The organism is Crystallibacter permensis, from assembly GCF_025960875.1.
Lineage (GTDB): Bacteria > Actinomycetota > Actinomycetes > Actinomycetales > Micrococcaceae > Crystallibacter > Crystallibacter permensis.
This window is the reverse complement of record NZ_JAODLR010000029.1, coordinates 1-15,461: the sequence shown is the minus strand read 5'-3', so window position 1 is coordinate 15,461 and position 15,461 is coordinate 1. Positions and strand designations below refer to the sequence as shown.

The window sequence follows — 15,461 nt, the reverse complement described above, 5'->3', positions numbered from 1 at the left end:
GAACCAATGGGATTCACCCTCGCTGAAAAAGTCTGGAACAACCACATTGTGCACCATGAGGATGGCTCGCCTGACCTCCTGTACATCGACCTGCATCTGGTCAACGAAGTGACCAGCCCCCAGGCCTTCGAGGGACTGCGCAACGCAGGCCGCATGGTGCGCCGGCCCGAGCTGACCCTTGCGATGGAAGACCACAACGTACCGACCAGCGGCCTGGATAAGCCCATCGACGACCCGATCTCGGCCCTGCAGGTACAGACCCTGCGCCGCAACTGTGCAGAGTTCGGCGTCGAGCTTTTCAAGATGGGAGGCGAGGAACAAGGGATCGTCCACGTGGTCGGCCCCCAGCTTGGCCTCACTCAGCCGGGCATGACCATAGTCTGCGGCGACTCCCACACCTCCACACACGGAGCGTTCGGCGCGCTGGCCTTCGGCATCGGCACCAGCGAAGCGGAGCATGTCCTGGCAACACAGACGCTGCCAGCTGCTCCGTTCAAAACCATGGCCGTCAACATTGAGGGCGAGCTGCCGCCGGGTACCAGTTCAAAGGACGTCATCCTGGCCCTGATCGCCCAAATTGGAACGGGCGGCGGCCAGGGCTATGTACTGGAATACCGCGGAAGCGCCGTCGAGAAAATGTCGATGGAAGCCCGCATGACCATGTGCAACATGTCGATCGAAGCCGGTGCCCGGGCAGGTTTGATCTCGCCCGACCGCACCACTTTGGACTATCTGAAGGGCCGGCTAAAATCACCGCAGGGCGAGGCCTGGGACGAAGCTGAAGCCCTTTGGCTGAGCCTGTCCACAGATCCAGACGCTACATTCGATGCCGAAGTCACCCTCGACGCCGGCAGCATCGCACCCTACGTCACGTGGGGAACCAACCCCGGTCAAGGCATTCCGATCACCGGTTCCATTCCGTCTCCCAAGGACTTCGAGGATGAACGAGAGCGGAAGGCAGCAGAACGTGCGCTGTCCTACATGGGTCTTGAAGCGGGAATGGCGATGAAGTCCGTGCCGGTGGATACGGTCTTCCTGGGATCCTGCACCAATGGCCGCATCGAGGATCTGCGTACGGCGGCCGGAGTTCTCAATGGTCGCCGGATCAAGCCTGGCATGCGGATGCTGGTGGTACCCGGTTCGATGAAGGTCAAGGCGCAGGCCGAGGCAGAAGGTCTGGACCAGGTGTTCGCCGACGCAGGAGCCGAATGGCGCTTCGCGGGCTGTTCCATGTGCCTGGGCATGAACCCGGACCAGGTAGGTCCCGGGGAACGCTGCGCCTCCACCTCGAACCGCAACTTCGAGGGGCGCCAAGGATTGGGCAGCCGGACACATCTGGTCTCTCCCGCCGTTGCTGCGGCCACCGCCATCCGCGGCACCATCTCCACTCCCGCCGACCTCAATTAGCCGACAGGACACCGCCGTGCAGAAGTTCACCACCCACACCGGCACAGGCATCCCCCTGCGCCGAAACAATATCGACACCGACCAGATCATTCCGTCCCGGTTCCTGAAACGCGTCAGCAGAAGCGGCTTCGAAGACGCCCTCTTCGCAGAATGGCGCAAAGATCCGGATTTCATCCTCAACACCGCGCCGTACAGCGGCGGTTCCATCCTCGTGGCCGGCACCGATTTCGGCATCGGTTCCTCCCGCGAACATGCGGTATGGGGACTTCTGGACTATGGAATCCGTGTGGTCGTTTCGGCCCGCTTCGCGGACATCTTCCGGGGCAATTCCGGCAAGGCAGGTTTGCTCACCGTCCAAGTCTCCGAGGACGACGTCGATCGTCTCTGGGATCTGCTTGACCGGGAGCCGCAAACGGATCTGCTGGTTGATCTGTCCAGCCAGACGATTACGACGCCGGAGTCCGTCATCAAATTCGACGTCGATCCCTATGTGAAATGGCGGCTGGAAATGGGCTACGACGACATCAGCCTCACCGAGCAGCACGCCGACCGGATCGAGGCGTACGAAAGGCGACGGCCCGGGTTCCTACCCGACTGCAGGTTCCAGTCCGCTTAGAACAACCTCCCCTACTCCCCCTCGAGGATTACTTCATGGGCAATGCTGCAGACTCCGACGATCTGCTGGGCGAAGACCACGCACTCCCGATGCCCTCGCCGCGCCGGCACCCGGGACGCTTAGCCACTGCAATGGCCGCTTCCACCACCATTGTTGCCGTACTTCCCGTGTTCCTCGTGGGCGGATTGGCGGTGCAGTTGGAAGACGATCTGGGCATGAGCACGGCAATTCTTGGTGCCGGCGTCGCCGTCTTCTGGGCTGTTTCCGCCCTGCTGTCCCCGGCGGCCGGCCGTGTGGCGCAGCGGCTCGGGGCGCGGAAAGGCATGCTCGTAGCCGTGGTCGGCGGACTTGCCGCGCTCTCAGGCATCGCCTTCGCTACCCCGCATTGGGCATGGCTGTTCGTCTGGCTCGCAGTGGGCGGCGTGGCCAATGCCCTCGGGCATCCGCCGTCCAACGGACTGATTGTTGACCAGGTTGCCGTCAGGAACCGCGCCTTCGCCTTCGGCCTCAAACAGGCAGCCGTCCCCGCAGCAACCCTGATCGCGGGCCTCTCGGTACCCGTCCTCGCGCTGACGGTCGGCTGGAAATGGACTTTCACCATCGGCGCTGCCTTTGCGCTCCTGCTGGTACCTGTACTGATCGGCCTTGTTCCCGCAAAACGGCGGGCCCAGCCAGCGGCCGCCCAATCGCAGCGGTCCGCAGGACCGTCAGCAGGTCCGTTGCCCCGCAAGCTGAAGTCTTTCCTGATTGTCACCGCCATCGCCGCCGCCATGGGCTCGGCCCAGGCCAACGCACTGGGCGCCTTTACAGTCATCTCGGCAACCCAGGCAGGTTTCGACGTCGCGACGGCAGGACTCCTGCTCGGCGTGGGCAGCGCGGCGGGGTGCCTGACGCGGCCGCTGGTCGGGATGGCTGCGGACAGGGGAATCGGCGGTTCGATGGGGACCGTTGCCATCATGATGTCCATGGGATGCGTGGGATTGCTGGCCATCGCTTCGGGAAATCAAATCGCGTTCGCCGCCGGCTGCATCTTTGCCTTCGGCTTTGGCTGGGGATGGAACGGCCTCGTGCACTACGTCGTCTCGCACCGGTCCCACCCCTTCACCGCCCGCGCAACAGGCATCGCGCAAAGCGGGACATACATCGGCGGCTCCCTTGGTCCACTTGCATTTGGCATCGTGCTCGCCGGCTTCGGCCCCACCGTCGCCTGGACTTCCGCCGCCATTCTCGCAGCGATGGGCGCAGGTGCCGCGCTCCTTGCACACCGGCTGGAAAAGCAGTTGTCCACCCCTACCGCAATATCTGTTCAGGCAGCAGATGAGCCCAATCACGGGCTCGTGCACGGAGAACGCGGTGCTTGCCGAAGCAACTAAGTCTGGCCACGGGCGTGGTCCATAACGCAGGCCCGAACGCGTCGTCGTCGTGAATCCTCGCTAGAGTTGGAGCAGCGCTTTGCCGCGCCATCCCGGCCGCGGCTCCGGTAGTGGGTCCGAAAGCGAGGCAGGAATGAACAGGCGTTCCCGCACGGAGCGCAAGGCAGCCGTCCGCCTCGATCCTGCGCTCCGTCCGGTGCTGTGGGTCGCGATCCTGGCTTCGTTCGTGGCATTCCTGGACGGCGCGATTATCAACGTTGCGCTGCCTGCAATGACGGACGATCTGGGCGGTGGGCTGGCCCTGCAGCAGTGGGTTGTCGATTCTTACCTTCTGACCCTCGGCGCCCTCATCCTCATTGCAGGCTCCTTGTCCGACGGGTTCGGCAGGGTCCGCATACTCCGGCTGGGCCTGGTCCTGTTCGGCTTGGCATCCCTGGCCTGCGCGCTTGCGCCGACCGGCGGCGTGCTGATTACAGCGCGTGCCGTCCAAGGTCTCGGCGGCGCCTTGCTTGTGCCCAGCTCCCTGGCGCTGATCATGTCCTCCTACAGGGATGCAGCCCAGGGCCGAGCCATCGGGTTATGGGCCGGCTGGACAGGTACCTCTGCCATCGCGGGGCCATTGCTCGGCGGGCTCCTGGTTGACCTGTTTACCTGGCGCTGGATCTTCGCCATCAATGTGCTCCCCATTGCCGTCACCCTGGTGATTCTCGGCCGGCTCAAGGGAAAGCCTTCCGCGCAGACGCGGCCCCCGCTGGATGTGGTCGGCGCCGCGCTGGCCGCGGTCGGCTTGGGCGGCATGGTCTTCGCGCTGATCGAGCAGCAACGGCTTGGCTGGAGCCATCCCGGTGTCGCCGGTTCCCTGGCCTTGGGAGTTATCTCCTTCGCAGTCTTCCTCTGGTGGGAAAACCGCACGGCGCATCCGATGATGCCGCTGCGGTTGTTCCGGATCCGCAACTTCGGCATCGGCAACGTCTCCACGGCGTTCATCTACGCCGCGTTGTCGTTGGGCATGCTGGTGCTAGTCCTGTTCCTTCAGCAGGTCGCCGGGTTCTCCGCAACCCAAGCCGGGCTGGCCACCATCCCCGTGGCCATATTGATGCTGCTGTTGTCCGGCACCTTCGGCGGCCTGGCAGGGAGGTTCGGCCCGCGTATCTTTATGGCGGTGGGTCCGCTCGTGATCGGTACCGGTTATTTGATGATGACGGCCGCGCGAATCCCGGTGGTCTTCTGGACGCAACTGCTGCCCGGTCTGCTCGTATGCGGGCTGGGCCTTGCCATCACCGTCGCCCCGCTGACCTCCGCCATCCTTTCCGCTGTAGGTCCTGGCGAGAGCGGAATCGGATCCGCCATCAACAACGCAGTCTCACGCATCGCCGGGCTGATCGCGGTGGCATTCGCCGGTGTCATTCTTGGGGCCGTGCTCGACGGCGACGGCTTCCGCAGGGTACTCGTGGTCGTCGCCATCTTCGCCATCGCCGGAGGCCTCGTCTCGGCGTGGGGTATCCGCAACCTTCCGGCAGAGGCCGGATCAGTCAACGAGTAGGTATTTAGTCCGTCTCAGGGCCGTTGCAGTAGAGGCAGGTGGAGTCTTCGCAGGTTGCGTCGTACGGACCGATGGCGTCAGCGTTGAAGAACCGGGCCGGACCGTTGCTGGCCGCCGAAGTGGTAATCAGAGTACTCGCCGTTGAGTTGCTCATGCGGGTGCCTTTCTAGCCTTTGAATTGGGTGCTGCTTCCATAGTCCAGCATGCCGGTGACCTCGCGTCAGGTACAGCGACGGTTTTCGACGGGTACCGGTTAGGAAACCTGAACGGTGGGACGTCGGAGGTGGGGACTGATCGAGCCCCGTTAGCAAGACTGACCGGATGGCTGCCTTCGCATAAATCATCTGTAGCCTAAGCGTGGGTCACACGTAGTCGGTCAAGGCGCATATTTGTGGCCGATGAGACTGCCGGACTGGCACCCTTCCGCGTCCGAGGCCTGTTGACTCCTGAAAGGTTCGACGGTAAGTAGCAGGCCATGTTGAACCGGTTGTAACTGCTCACGTGTCCGCACTACATGGTGTCTCTTCAACTAGGCGCGGATATATGGAAGGTAAGCAGCCTCGACGCCTGAAAAGTCACTTCCAATTTGATTGATTTGCATGCATGTATCGTTTAAGCTGTAACAGACGTTTACGGGCATCTGCGCCCGTGTCGCTATTGGGGGAAGCGATGTTGTTTTTAACTGTCTGCTGGCGCAATCAACCGCCTTCGCGGCCCGCGCTCCATGCTGAGTTCCCTCTATGCGCGTCCATCACCGCACCCACCTCGCACACTTCGCATCGCACGTCGGTCAAGTGTCCTCTGGAAGGACTCTCATGAGCCAAAACCCCTACACTGCGCCATATCCTCCAACCCACGGCTATGGACAGCCACAGCTGAGCAATAAATCGTTCCTTGTGACTTGGTTGCTCTCCCTCCTCCTCGGCGTTTTGGGCGTGGACCGGTTCTATCTGGGCAAAATCGGAACCGGTGTCCTCAAGCTGGTCACCTTCGGCGGTCTGGGCGTATGGGCTCTCGTCGACCTCATTCTCGTTCTGGCGAACAAGACCCGCGATAAGCGGGGCCTTCCGCTGGAGGGTTACGACAAGCACAAGAAAATGGCCTGGATCGTCACAGGTGTTTTCATCCTCCTGAGTATCATTTTCAACGCCACCCGTGGCGAGTCGGCCCCCACAGCGTCCGTCTCGGCCGTTTCCGCTCCGGAAAGCTCCGCTGTTGCTACCGCGGCAGAGCCAACGGAGGATCCTGCCGCTGCTGAAGCTCAGGCAGACGCCGAGGCTGAGGCCGCTGCGGAGGCGAAAGCTGAAGAGGACGCAGCCGCTAAGGCTGAGGCGGATGCTGCTGCCAAGGAAAAAGCTGAGGCGGACGCTGCCGCCAAGGCTGAAGCTGATGCCGCGGCCAAGGAGAAAGCTGAGACGGATGCTGCCGCCAAGGCCAATGCCGGGACAATCAGCCAGCAGAATGCTCTGCGGAAAGCCTCTGATTACCTCGACTACACCGCATTCTCGCGCACCGGTCTGATCGGTCAACTGGAGTTCGAGGAATTTTCGACCGAGGATGCGACTTGGGCAGTAGACCGCGTGACAGTCGATTGGAACGAGCAGGCTGCCAACAAAGCCAAGGACTACCTCGACTACACTTCCTTCTCTCGCGGCGGGCTGTACGACCAGCTGATCTTCGAGGGCTTCACCCCGGAGCAGGCCGAGTACGGAGTGAGCCAGACGGGTCTATAGCGGTCTGTATGAGCTCTCCTGGTGGTGTCGAAGCCGACGCTCGCTGGAGCTGAGCAGCTGTAATACCCGAGCCATCCGCACCGCGACCGTTCTGGGGAGAAACGGTCATCGGCCAGGCCGCCGCGATCATCGAGTTGATCCGGCGTCCTCGCCGTTTAACCAGCACCGGTTGGTCGGCACACTCCAATAGCTGCAGAATCAGTCCCTTGTGCGGACGTTACGCGATGTCGAAGGCCACCGGAGACCTGGTCTCGGCATTCCGGGCCAATGAGGCGGCAGGCACTCACCTGCGACGCTCCTGAAATGTCGCCCCGACCCAGAAGGTGCGCTTAGTCCTCGAGCGGCTGGATCCGGAGACCGGTGAACGATCTGCGTTCCGGAAACGGTCCGGTGGGGTCTGGTCTCGTCCTGGGCCAGGGACCCGAAAATGCTGACGACTTAGATGAGGGGCCGTCCTTCGTTGGGCATTTTCTGGCCCTGCCGGACCTTCGCGATGACCTGTTCGGGGGTATGCCTAGGTGCCCTTACTGGTGAATTTCTTACTGCGCCCATTCTCGGACACGAAACTCACATAGTCACCGGACTCCTACACGGGACCCAACCAGGACGTTCCTTCAAACCCAGGTTCAACTCGCGAGCCTTCATTAACGGGCTCGCGTCACATAAGGTGGGAATCTCAGTCAGATACAAATCAGATCAATATTCCATGACGAGAGTCATCAGTGGAAAAGAAGCCCGACAATGACTGTCACAGCCACCATTACAGACCTTTATCGTCGACCCAAGGAAGTCCTTGCACATATCGACGAGGGAGATGTCATCATCACCCGCCAGGGCAAGGAGTCTCTTCTGGTCTCCCGTGCGAGTGCTATCGAGCAAGATCGCAAAGGCTTGCGCCTTGCCTCGGCCCTGATCGCTGCGCATTTGGGCGAGGGTGATTTTGTCTCCCGACTTCATGTCCCGTTTCCATGGCTAGTGTTTCTCGATCGTAAGGATCAGGAGACGTTTGCCAGTGAAGTCATCGATACGACACGGGGCTGCGCGTCCCTCGGCCGCTATGACCGCCTTGTCATCCTGATTAGTTCTTGGAAGGCAACGGCCGAGGCTGTAGCTGATGGGTATAGGGCCGACGGGAGAGATTTGATCTGGCTGGAAGAGCCGATCAACGTTGAGCGTCCTTAGACGCCAGCTCCCCGACTGACCGACCGAAAATTCATCCATGCTCAACCCGCACAGGGCGCCAGCGAAGGAGGTGTCAATGATGACTACCATTTCCCATCGTCAGCTTCGCCAGGAGAGCCGCAAGATCCTTGAGCGCGTCAGAAGCGGGGAGATCATCGGCGTGACAATCAAGGGTGAGGTGGCGGCGACGCTTATCCCGCCGTCGTCCTCACCCTTTGAACGGTTGCTGCTCGGGGGTGCCGTTCGTCCTGCCGCGTCTACGGCACCAGTGGACTTCACTTTGCTCGTCAGAACCCGATTGGATGAAAGCAGCGAGGACATACTCGACGATCTCCGCGGGGACCGCTGATCCTTTCACCGGGGCGACTGCAGGATCAGTCCGTCTCCGGACCGTTGCAGTAGAGGCAAACGGAATCTTCACAGCTCGCAGCGTCGTCGCCGACTGCAAACGTGTTGATCAGAGTACCCGCCGTGGAGCTGCTCATGTGACTTGCTGCCTTTCGTGATGTCGGGGCGGCGGCCACACTTCGATGTGCGGCCGCCGCCCCGGTTGGTTGGGTCAGGCCATGCCGCGGCGGAGCAACTGTCCGGCCGGGGTCTGGCTGTCGATCTGCTGTCCGCGCAGGTAGGTCTTACGGACCACGCCGGAGAGCGGCTTCTGCGCGTAGGCGGTGATGGGGTTCTTGTGGTGGAGCTTGGCCGGATCCACCACGTAGGACTCGTCCGGCGCGAAGATGGACAGGTCGGCGTCGTACCCTAGCGCGAGCTTGCCCTTGGAGTTCAGTCCTGCAAGCGCGGCCGGCTTGGTGGACATCCAGTCGATGACCTTGTCCAGGGCGATGCCGCGGCGGCGGGCTTCGGTCCAGATCAGCGACAGGCCGAGCTGGAGCGAGGAGACACCGCCCCAGGCGACGGCGAAGTCACCGTTCTCCAGGTCCTTCAGGTCCAGCGTGCTGGGCGAGTGGTCCGAGACGATGCAGTCGATCGTTCCGTCCAGCAGGCCCTCCCACAGCAGTTCGCGGTTGCCGGCCTCGCGGATGGGCGGGCAGCACTTGTACGCGGTGGCGCCGTTGGGGATTTCCTCGGCGATGAGCGTGAGGTAGTGCGGGCAGGTCTCGGCGGTGATGCGGACGCCGTCGCGCTTTGCAGAAGCAATCATCGGCAGCGCGTCCGAGGAGGACAGGTGCAGCACGTGGGCGCGGGCGCCGGTCCAGCGGGCGCGTTCGATGACCTCGGCGATGGCGACGTTCTCGGCACCGCGGGGGCGGGAGGCGAGGAACTTGTCGTAGTGGTCGCCCTCGGCGGTGGGCGCGCGGTCGATGGCGCGCGAGTCCTCCGCGTGCACGATCATGATGGAGTCGAAGGTCTTCAGGACCGCCATGTCCGATTCCATCTCGTCCGCTTCCAGGTGCGGGAATTCATCCACACCGGAGTGGAGCAGGAAGCACTTGAAGCCGAAGACGCCCTCATCATGCAGGCCGCGCAGGTCGCCCTGGTTGCCGGGGATGGCGCCGCCCCAGAAGCCGACGTCCACGAAGGCCTGCTCGCGTGCCGCCGCCCGCTTCTGCTCGAGCGCGTCCACGTTGACGGTCGGCGGAATGGAGTTCAGCGGCATGTCGATGATGGTGGTGACGCCGCCGGCGGCAGCTGCACGGGTGGCGGAGGCGAAGCCTTCCCATTCGGTGCGGCCGGGCTCGTTGACGTGGACGTGCGTGTCCACGAGCCCCGGGAGCAGGACTTCCTCGGCGGAGAGCTCGATGACCTCTGCGCCTTCCAAGTTGTTGCCCAGGGGCTCGATGGCGACGATCTTTCCGTCCCGGATGCCGACTTCGCGGGCGACTTCGCCGGCGGTGGTCATGATCCGGTTGCCGCGGATGACCAGGTCATAGTCAGTGGCGGTGCCGGTGGGTGCGGAGGCGGGACGGCTGATGGTTTCTGTCATGGTGGTTCTGCAATCCTGTGAGTAGTGGGTTTCTAATTAGGCTTGGCCGGCGAGCACCGGGACGGAGCTCAGCGGCCAGTTCTTGAAGGTTTTAGGCCGCGGGGGCGCATAGGTGCGGATTTTCGACGTCGTTAGTCCCATCCGAACCAAAGATTCCGCGATTGTGACGGCGGCAGCAACGCCGTCGACAACGGGCACGCCGGTCCGCTCGACCACGCGCTCGGCGAGGCCGGCCATGCCGCCGCAGCCGAGGCAGATGACTTCGGCTTTGTCCTGCTCGACGGCGATGGCGGCTTCCGCAACGATGGCGTTGACGGCCGCGTCCGGATCCATTTCCAGATCGAGGACGGCCATGCCGCTGGCGCGGACGGAGGCGCAGCGGGCGTCGAGTCCGGCCAGCTTGAGCCGGTCCTCGATCAGCGGGACGGTGCGGTCCAGGGTGGTCACCACGGAGTACTTGTGGCCGAGGAACTGCGCGGTGCTGGCGGCGGCTTCGGTGATATCCACGACCGGGACGTCCAGGATTTCCTGGAGCCCCTCGCGGCCGTGTTCGCCGTAGCCGGCCTGGATGACGGCGTCGAACGGTTCCGGGTAGTTGCGGACCGTTTCCATCACGGCGATGGCGGCCAGGTAGCTTTCATAGTTGCCCTCGACCGAGTCCGCGCCGAAGAGCGGAGTCAGCGCGACGATCTCGGTGCCCGGCGAGGCCACGGCGGCTGCCTGCTGCCCGATGGCTTCGGTCATGGACTCGGTGGTGTTCACATTCACGACGAGGATGCGCACAGTAATTCTCCTGCTGGATAGGGATTGGTCGTTGTTAGTGAACGCTGGCCACGGCGAGTGCTTCGCCGTCGACGTCGCGGAAGCGTGCCTTGCGGTCGGCCACGATCAGGTAGAACACCGCGGCCAGTCCGGCGCCGAAGAACCAGGAGAACCCGGCGACGGCGCTGAAGGCGGGAGCCAAGGCCAGGATGATGGCGATGACGGAGGCCGGAACCAGGGCGATGATGGCCCGCGGGTTGACGCCGTGCTTGTAGTGGTACTCGCCGGTGGCGGCCTCGGTGTACAGGTGCGGGACGTTGATCTGCGCCTTCCGGATGATCCAGTAGTCCGCCATGATGACGCCGAAGATCGGGCCGAGGATGGCGCCGAGGCCGCCCAGGAAGTACACGATGACCACGGGGTTGTTGTAGAGGTTCCAAGGCAGGATGACCAGGCCGATGACCGCGCTGACAATGGCGGCCGAGCGGAAGTTCAGGCGGCGCGGGAAGAGGTTGGTGAACATGTAGATCGGTGCCACGAAGTTGGCCATCAGGTTCACGGCCACGGTGAGTACAAGCAGCGCGAGGCAGGCCAGCACCAGGAAGAAGGTGTTGGGGATGGTCTGCACGATGTCGGACGGGCTCTCGATGATCTGACCGTTGATCTTGAACTGCGCGCCGGCAAGTACGACGACGATGGCGCCGAAGAAGAGCATGTTTAGCGGGATGCCGACGAAGTTGCCGCGGGTGATGGCCTTCTTGCTGGTGGCCGAGCGGGTGAAGTCGCAGAAGTTCAGAACGAACGTGCCGTAGATGGCGATCCAGAGGGCGCCGCCCACGAAGATCTGCCGCCACATCTCGCCGCCGGTCAGGCTCTCGTTGGTGGAGAGGGCGATGGAGCCGCCGGCCTCGATGAACATCCAGACCGCGATGGCGAGCATGGTGACGAGGATGACCGGGCCGGCGAAGGCCTCGTACTTGCGGATCATTTCCATGCCGAAGCTGACAATGATGACCTGCAGGATCCAGAGCGCCACGAAGGAGATCCAGCCGAGGGTGGACATGCCGAGGAAGTTATTGGTGTCCAGCGGTGCCAGTCCGGGGAACATTGCCGTCAGCATCACCCGCAGGACCACGGAGGCCAGGTAGGTCTGGACACCGAACCAGGCGATGGCCACCCCGCCACGGGTGACGGCGGCAAGCTGGGCGCCGTGGATACCGAAGGCAATGCGGCTCATGACCGGGAAGGGAACACCCGTCTTCTCCCCCATGAAGCCCGAGAGGCTCAGGAGCAGGAAGAGCAGGACTGCGCCGACAAGGAATGCCAGCAGGATCTGCCACGCTCCCAAGCCGAGGGCGAAGAGTCCGATGGCGAAGGCGTAGTTGCCGAGGCTGTGGACGTCATTGGCCCACAACGTGAAAATATTGTAGGCCGTCCAGCGGCGCCCGGCCTTTTTGGTGGGTGCCAGATCCTTGTTGTAAAGGCGCGGGCTCAGGGGCAGTGCGGTCGACGTTGACCTCTGGTCCTGGAGAGCAGTCATTTCTACCTGTTTTCATAATGTGGAAAAGAGTTTTCAGGAATTGAAATAAGATTAGGGGTGACACCAATCACAGTCAAGGAACCGGAGGCCTCAGTCAATGCCCCATTCACGGGCTGCCGCGGGATCACGGCGTTGGTATGCGAAGAAAGCCCAAAACGGCCGCGGTTCAAGGCGAGAAGCGGATCGAGCCCGCTGCCGGCTAGGGGCACAGCGGTGGTGCGCACGACGGAAAAGGGGGCTCCGGACGGAAGGCGACGACCGCCGTCACTGTTCGCTTGATCGCTCCCCGGGGCCGCCGCTCGGTGTGTGCAGGAAGGCCCACGATTTGTTTGACCGCGATCAGCGGCAGCACTATGATTTTGGGATCCCAACTCGGTATCCCAAAGACTTTTCTGCGGTCGGGAGGTTGGATTCCCACCCCAACCGCTAGGGCCCGCGTTGTGGTTCTGGAGATCGAATGGAGAAAACGATGAGTCGCACAGGTGGAACCCCCGAAAAGGACAAGCCGCTTCGGCATACTGTGCGCGATGCGATCCGTTCGAGGATTTTCGAAGGCCGCTATGTGCCCGGCACCCCGCTGGTGGAACGCGACCTCGCCGCCGAGTTCCACGTCTCCCGCCTTCCGGTCCGCGAGGCACTGCGGATGCTCCGCCAGGAAGGCCTCGTGAGCGACCGCGGGGCGCGCGGCGCCGAGGTGAGCAGCCTGAGCGAAAAGGACGTCGAAGACCTCTTTGCCGTCCGGCACTCCCTGGAAGTGCTCGCCTGCAGGCTCGCGTCGGTCCGCGCAACCCCTGAAGACCTGGACCGCCTGAAGGGCTACCTGGACGACGCCGAACGCCATCTCGCCAAAGGCTCGCTGCTTGAAGCCCTCCGCACCAACAGCGGGTTCCACCAGGAAATCACCCGGATTGCGGACAATGACTTCCTGCGGACCGCCCTGGAACCCTTGCAGGGGCGGATGAACTGGCTGCTCCGCTACGCCACCGACCTGCCCGAACTGATCGAGGAACACCGCGAACTCTGGGCAGCCATTGCCAGCGGCGATCCGGAGCAGGCGGCCGCGCAGTCCGCACACCATGTTGAGAAGTACCACGATCAGTTCCCCGACGATTACCGCAGGGCCCTGCAGGAACAGCAACGGCAGAACCCCTGAAGCTCCCGAAAACTTGACGCGCCACCCGACGCTGGATAAAGTCGCCCTACCGCGTAGCGAGAATTAGTTTCCACATCATGAAACATGACGTAAGCGGCTCACTTCTTGCAGACGGCATGCCGGCTCGGTTCGGTTGCCCGGCGCGGATCCCAGACCACAGCGAAAGGACCCCCGCATGAAAGTTATGCGCATCGGCGAAGCCGGACAGGAAGTACCCGTCTTCGTCTCCACGGAGGGGCAGGTGTACGACCTGCGGCCGGTCACCGCCGATATCGACGGGGCGTTCCTAGAAAGCTGGGCGCACCGGCTGGACGAGCTGCCGCTCGAGGCCTTGGCACCCTTTGATACCGCCGGCCTGCGCGTCGGCGCGCCGATTGCCCGACCCGGCGCCGTGCTCGGCATCGGACTGAACTACGCCGGCCACGCCGCCGAATCCGGCAACCCCATTCCCGAGCGGCCCATCGTCTTCTACAAGCACCCCAACACGGTGATCGGGCCAAACGACGACGTCGTCATCCCGCCCCGCGCGGAAAAGGTGGACTGGGAGGTGGAGCTGGGTGTGGTGATTGGCCGGCGCGCCAGCTACCTCGCATCCCCGGCCGACGCGGCTGCCTGCATTGCGGGCTACGTGCTGGCCAACGACATCTCGGAGCGCGAGTTCCAACTGGAGCACTCTGGTGTGCAGTGGACATTGGGCAAGTCCTGCCCCACGTTCACACCCATCGGGCCGTGGCTTGTCCCTGCGGCGGAAGTCCACGCGGCCGGTGATGCCGGCGTGCGCCTGCAGACCTGGGTCAACGGCAATCCACGGCAGGACAACTCCACCACGGACATGGTTTTCGACGCCGTCGAACTGGTTTACCGGCTGTCCCAGTACATGGTGCTCGAACCCGGTGATCTCATTAACACCGGCACCCCCGAGGGCGTGGCCATGTCCGGACGCTTCCCCTACCTGCAGGAGGGCGACACCCTAAAGCTTGCCGGTGGCATCCTAGGCGAGCAGGAGTCCAAAGTGCACCAGCACGAGTTGGTTGTCCCGAAGAACTAACTCGTTTGATTCCTTGACACTGCCGACCTCTGCGTATGAACTGAGGGCCAGAGTGTGGGGCCTATCTGGCGACGGTGCCGGGTAGACCTCGCCATTCCGCGTAACGGCAGGAGCAGGCCATGATTGCCCTTCACACCGCGATAGCCATCATCGTCATCATCCTGCTCATCATCAAGGTCAAAGTCGACCCGGTGATCTCGCTGATCATCGGCTCGCTCTACCTCGGCCTCGCCACCGGCGTCGGTTTCACGGGGACGATCGTGGCGATCGCCACCGGTTTCGGGGAAATCATGGGCGAGGTTGGCCTGCTCATCGGCTTCGGGGTGCTCATCGGGGCGATGCTCCATGCGATCGGCGCCTTCGGGAAGATGGTGACGATGCTCGTCAACGGTGTCGGTGCGCGCCGGCTCCCGTACGCGTTGACCGCGGCGATGTCGACAATCTTCCCCTCGATTTACGTCGACGTGCAGGTTGTGCTGGCCTCTCCGGTGGCCCGCTCGAGCGGGCCCCTTATCGGCCGGACCGGTTTACCGCATATGGCCGGTGCGCTCGGGACCGGGATCTTCGCCGGCTACGTCTTCGTGATCCCGGGACTCGCTGCAGTCTCCATCGCGGGCCTGATGGACATTCCATTGGGTCTCTGGCTGGTCTACGGCCTCGTGCTGGGACCGTTGACCGCGATCGTGACAACCTTGATCTTCCGCTGGCTCCTGCGTGGCCGTTACTGGAAACCGGATAAGGACGAAGAAGTCGATAAGGCGATGGTCGAACTGGAGACCACCGAACTGGTCGAAAAGGACGCCAGGACTCCCCCGCTGTTCGTCTGCTTGCTGCCTATTCTCGTACCGCTGGTAATGATCGCCTTTGGCGCCTTCGCGGAGCTGTTCGGGTTCTCCAACGACTTCATCACTTTCCTCGGTGACGCCAACTTCGCGCTCTTCGTCGGCCTGCTCGGTGCCTACGTGCTTTGCCGGCGCACTCTGGGCTCGAAGGGCACGGACACGGCAATGAGTGAAGGCTTCCACACCACCGGCGAGATCCTGCTCATCACCGGCATCGGCGGGTCCCTAGGAGCGTGGGTCATTAGCCGGCCGGTGGTTTAAAACGCCGGGTGAATTACCGGGTTCCGGGATCGGTGGCTGGAAGAATCGTGGGTATGGAT

At 63.0% G+C, this 15,461-nt stretch carries 14 protein-coding genes; 10 read left to right on the top strand and 4 right to left on the bottom strand.

All coding sequences use genetic code 11. The features are described 5' to 3' along the window. The first annotated feature begins 6 nt into the window (after positions 1–6). From leuC to B0G38_RS21230, 4 genes are all read left to right on the top strand, one after another. Positions 7–1,407: a 3-isopropylmalate dehydratase large subunit gene (gene leuC / locus B0G38_RS21245; RefSeq protein WP_264671302.1), complete on the top strand. Its 1,401-nt coding sequence runs from the start codon at positions 7–9 to the stop codon at positions 1,405–1,407. A 16-nt stretch (positions 1,408–1,423) separates the two neighbouring features. Then, positions 1,424–2,023 carry a 3-isopropylmalate dehydratase small subunit gene (gene leuD, locus B0G38_RS21240; RefSeq protein WP_264671301.1) on the top strand — a complete coding sequence of 200 codons (600 nt, stop codon included), beginning with the start codon at positions 1,424–1,426 and terminating at the stop codon, positions 2,021–2,023. A gap of 35 nt (positions 2,024–2,058) precedes the next feature. Continuing rightward, positions 2,059–3,396, top strand: coding sequence for an MFS transporter (locus tag B0G38_RS21235; RefSeq protein ID WP_264671300.1), 1,338 nt, complete (start codon positions 2,059–2,061; stop codon positions 3,394–3,396). 133 nt (positions 3,397–3,529) lie between these two features. Then, on the top strand, positions 3,530–4,939 hold the full coding sequence (locus tag B0G38_RS21230; protein WP_264671299.1) for a DHA2 family efflux MFS transporter permease subunit: 1,410 nt from the start codon (positions 3,530–3,532) through the stop codon (positions 4,937–4,939). Between the two features lie 4 nt (positions 4,940–4,943). On the opposite strand, the gene B0G38_RS21225 is transcribed toward B0G38_RS21230, so the two are convergent. Next, a complete protein-coding gene (locus B0G38_RS21225) occupies positions 4,944–5,093 on the bottom strand; it encodes a hypothetical protein (RefSeq protein WP_264671298.1) in 150 nt (49 codons plus the stop codon). A gap of 661 nt (positions 5,094–5,754) precedes the next feature. Between B0G38_RS21225 and B0G38_RS21220 the strand changes: the two genes are divergently transcribed. From B0G38_RS21220 to B0G38_RS21210, 3 genes are all read left to right on the top strand, one after another. After that, positions 5,755–6,672 (top strand): Ltp family lipoprotein, encoded by a 918-nt coding sequence (locus B0G38_RS21220; RefSeq protein ID WP_264671297.1) that lies wholly within the window; start codon positions 5,755–5,757, stop codon positions 6,670–6,672. A 741-nt stretch (positions 6,673–7,413) separates the two neighbouring features. Then, positions 7,414–7,854, top strand: coding sequence for a type II toxin-antitoxin system Phd/YefM family antitoxin (locus B0G38_RS21215; protein WP_264671296.1), 441 nt, complete (start codon positions 7,414–7,416; stop codon positions 7,852–7,854). A 76-nt stretch (positions 7,855–7,930) separates the two neighbouring features. Beyond that, positions 7,931–8,203, top strand: coding sequence for a type II toxin-antitoxin system Phd/YefM family antitoxin (locus B0G38_RS21210; protein WP_264671295.1), 273 nt, complete (start codon positions 7,931–7,933; stop codon positions 8,201–8,203). A gap of 210 nt (positions 8,204–8,413) precedes the next feature. Here B0G38_RS21210 and allB read toward each other — a convergent pair whose 3' ends face one another. The 3 genes from allB to B0G38_RS21195 are packed head-to-tail and all read right to left on the bottom strand — an operon-like array spanning position 8,414 to position 12,098. After that, the gene (allB, locus tag B0G38_RS21205) at positions 8,414–9,796 is read right to left on the bottom strand and encodes an allantoinase AllB (protein ID WP_264671294.1); all 1,383 of its coding nucleotides are present in this window, start codon (positions 9,794–9,796) and stop codon (positions 8,414–8,416) included. Positions 9,797–9,832: 36 nt separating this feature from the next. Beyond that, positions 9,833–10,579, bottom strand: coding sequence for an aspartate/glutamate racemase family protein (locus B0G38_RS21200; protein ID WP_264671293.1), 747 nt, complete (start codon positions 10,577–10,579; stop codon positions 9,833–9,835). 34 nt (positions 10,580–10,613) lie between these two features. After that, positions 10,614–12,098, bottom strand: coding sequence for an NCS1 family nucleobase:cation symporter-1 (locus B0G38_RS21195; protein ID WP_264671292.1), 1,485 nt, complete (start codon positions 12,096–12,098; stop codon positions 10,614–10,616). Between the two features lie 469 nt (positions 12,099–12,567). Here B0G38_RS21195 and B0G38_RS21190 point away from each other — a divergent pair, with 469 nt between their 5' ends. From B0G38_RS21190 to B0G38_RS21180, 3 genes are all read left to right on the top strand, one after another. Then, complete coding sequence (locus B0G38_RS21190; RefSeq protein WP_264671291.1) at positions 12,568–13,251, top strand: GntR family transcriptional regulator; 684 nt, start codon at positions 12,568–12,570, stop codon at positions 13,249–13,251. Positions 13,252–13,426: 175 nt separating this feature from the next. After that, positions 13,427–14,299 (top strand): fumarylacetoacetate hydrolase family protein, encoded by an 873-nt coding sequence (locus B0G38_RS21185; RefSeq protein WP_264671290.1) that lies wholly within the window; start codon positions 13,427–13,429, stop codon positions 14,297–14,299. Between the two features lie 119 nt (positions 14,300–14,418). Continuing rightward, positions 14,419–15,402: a GntP family permease gene (locus B0G38_RS21180; RefSeq protein ID WP_264671289.1), complete on the top strand. Its 984-nt coding sequence runs from the start codon at positions 14,419–14,421 to the stop codon at positions 15,400–15,402. Positions 15,403–15,461: the final 59 nt, after the last annotated feature.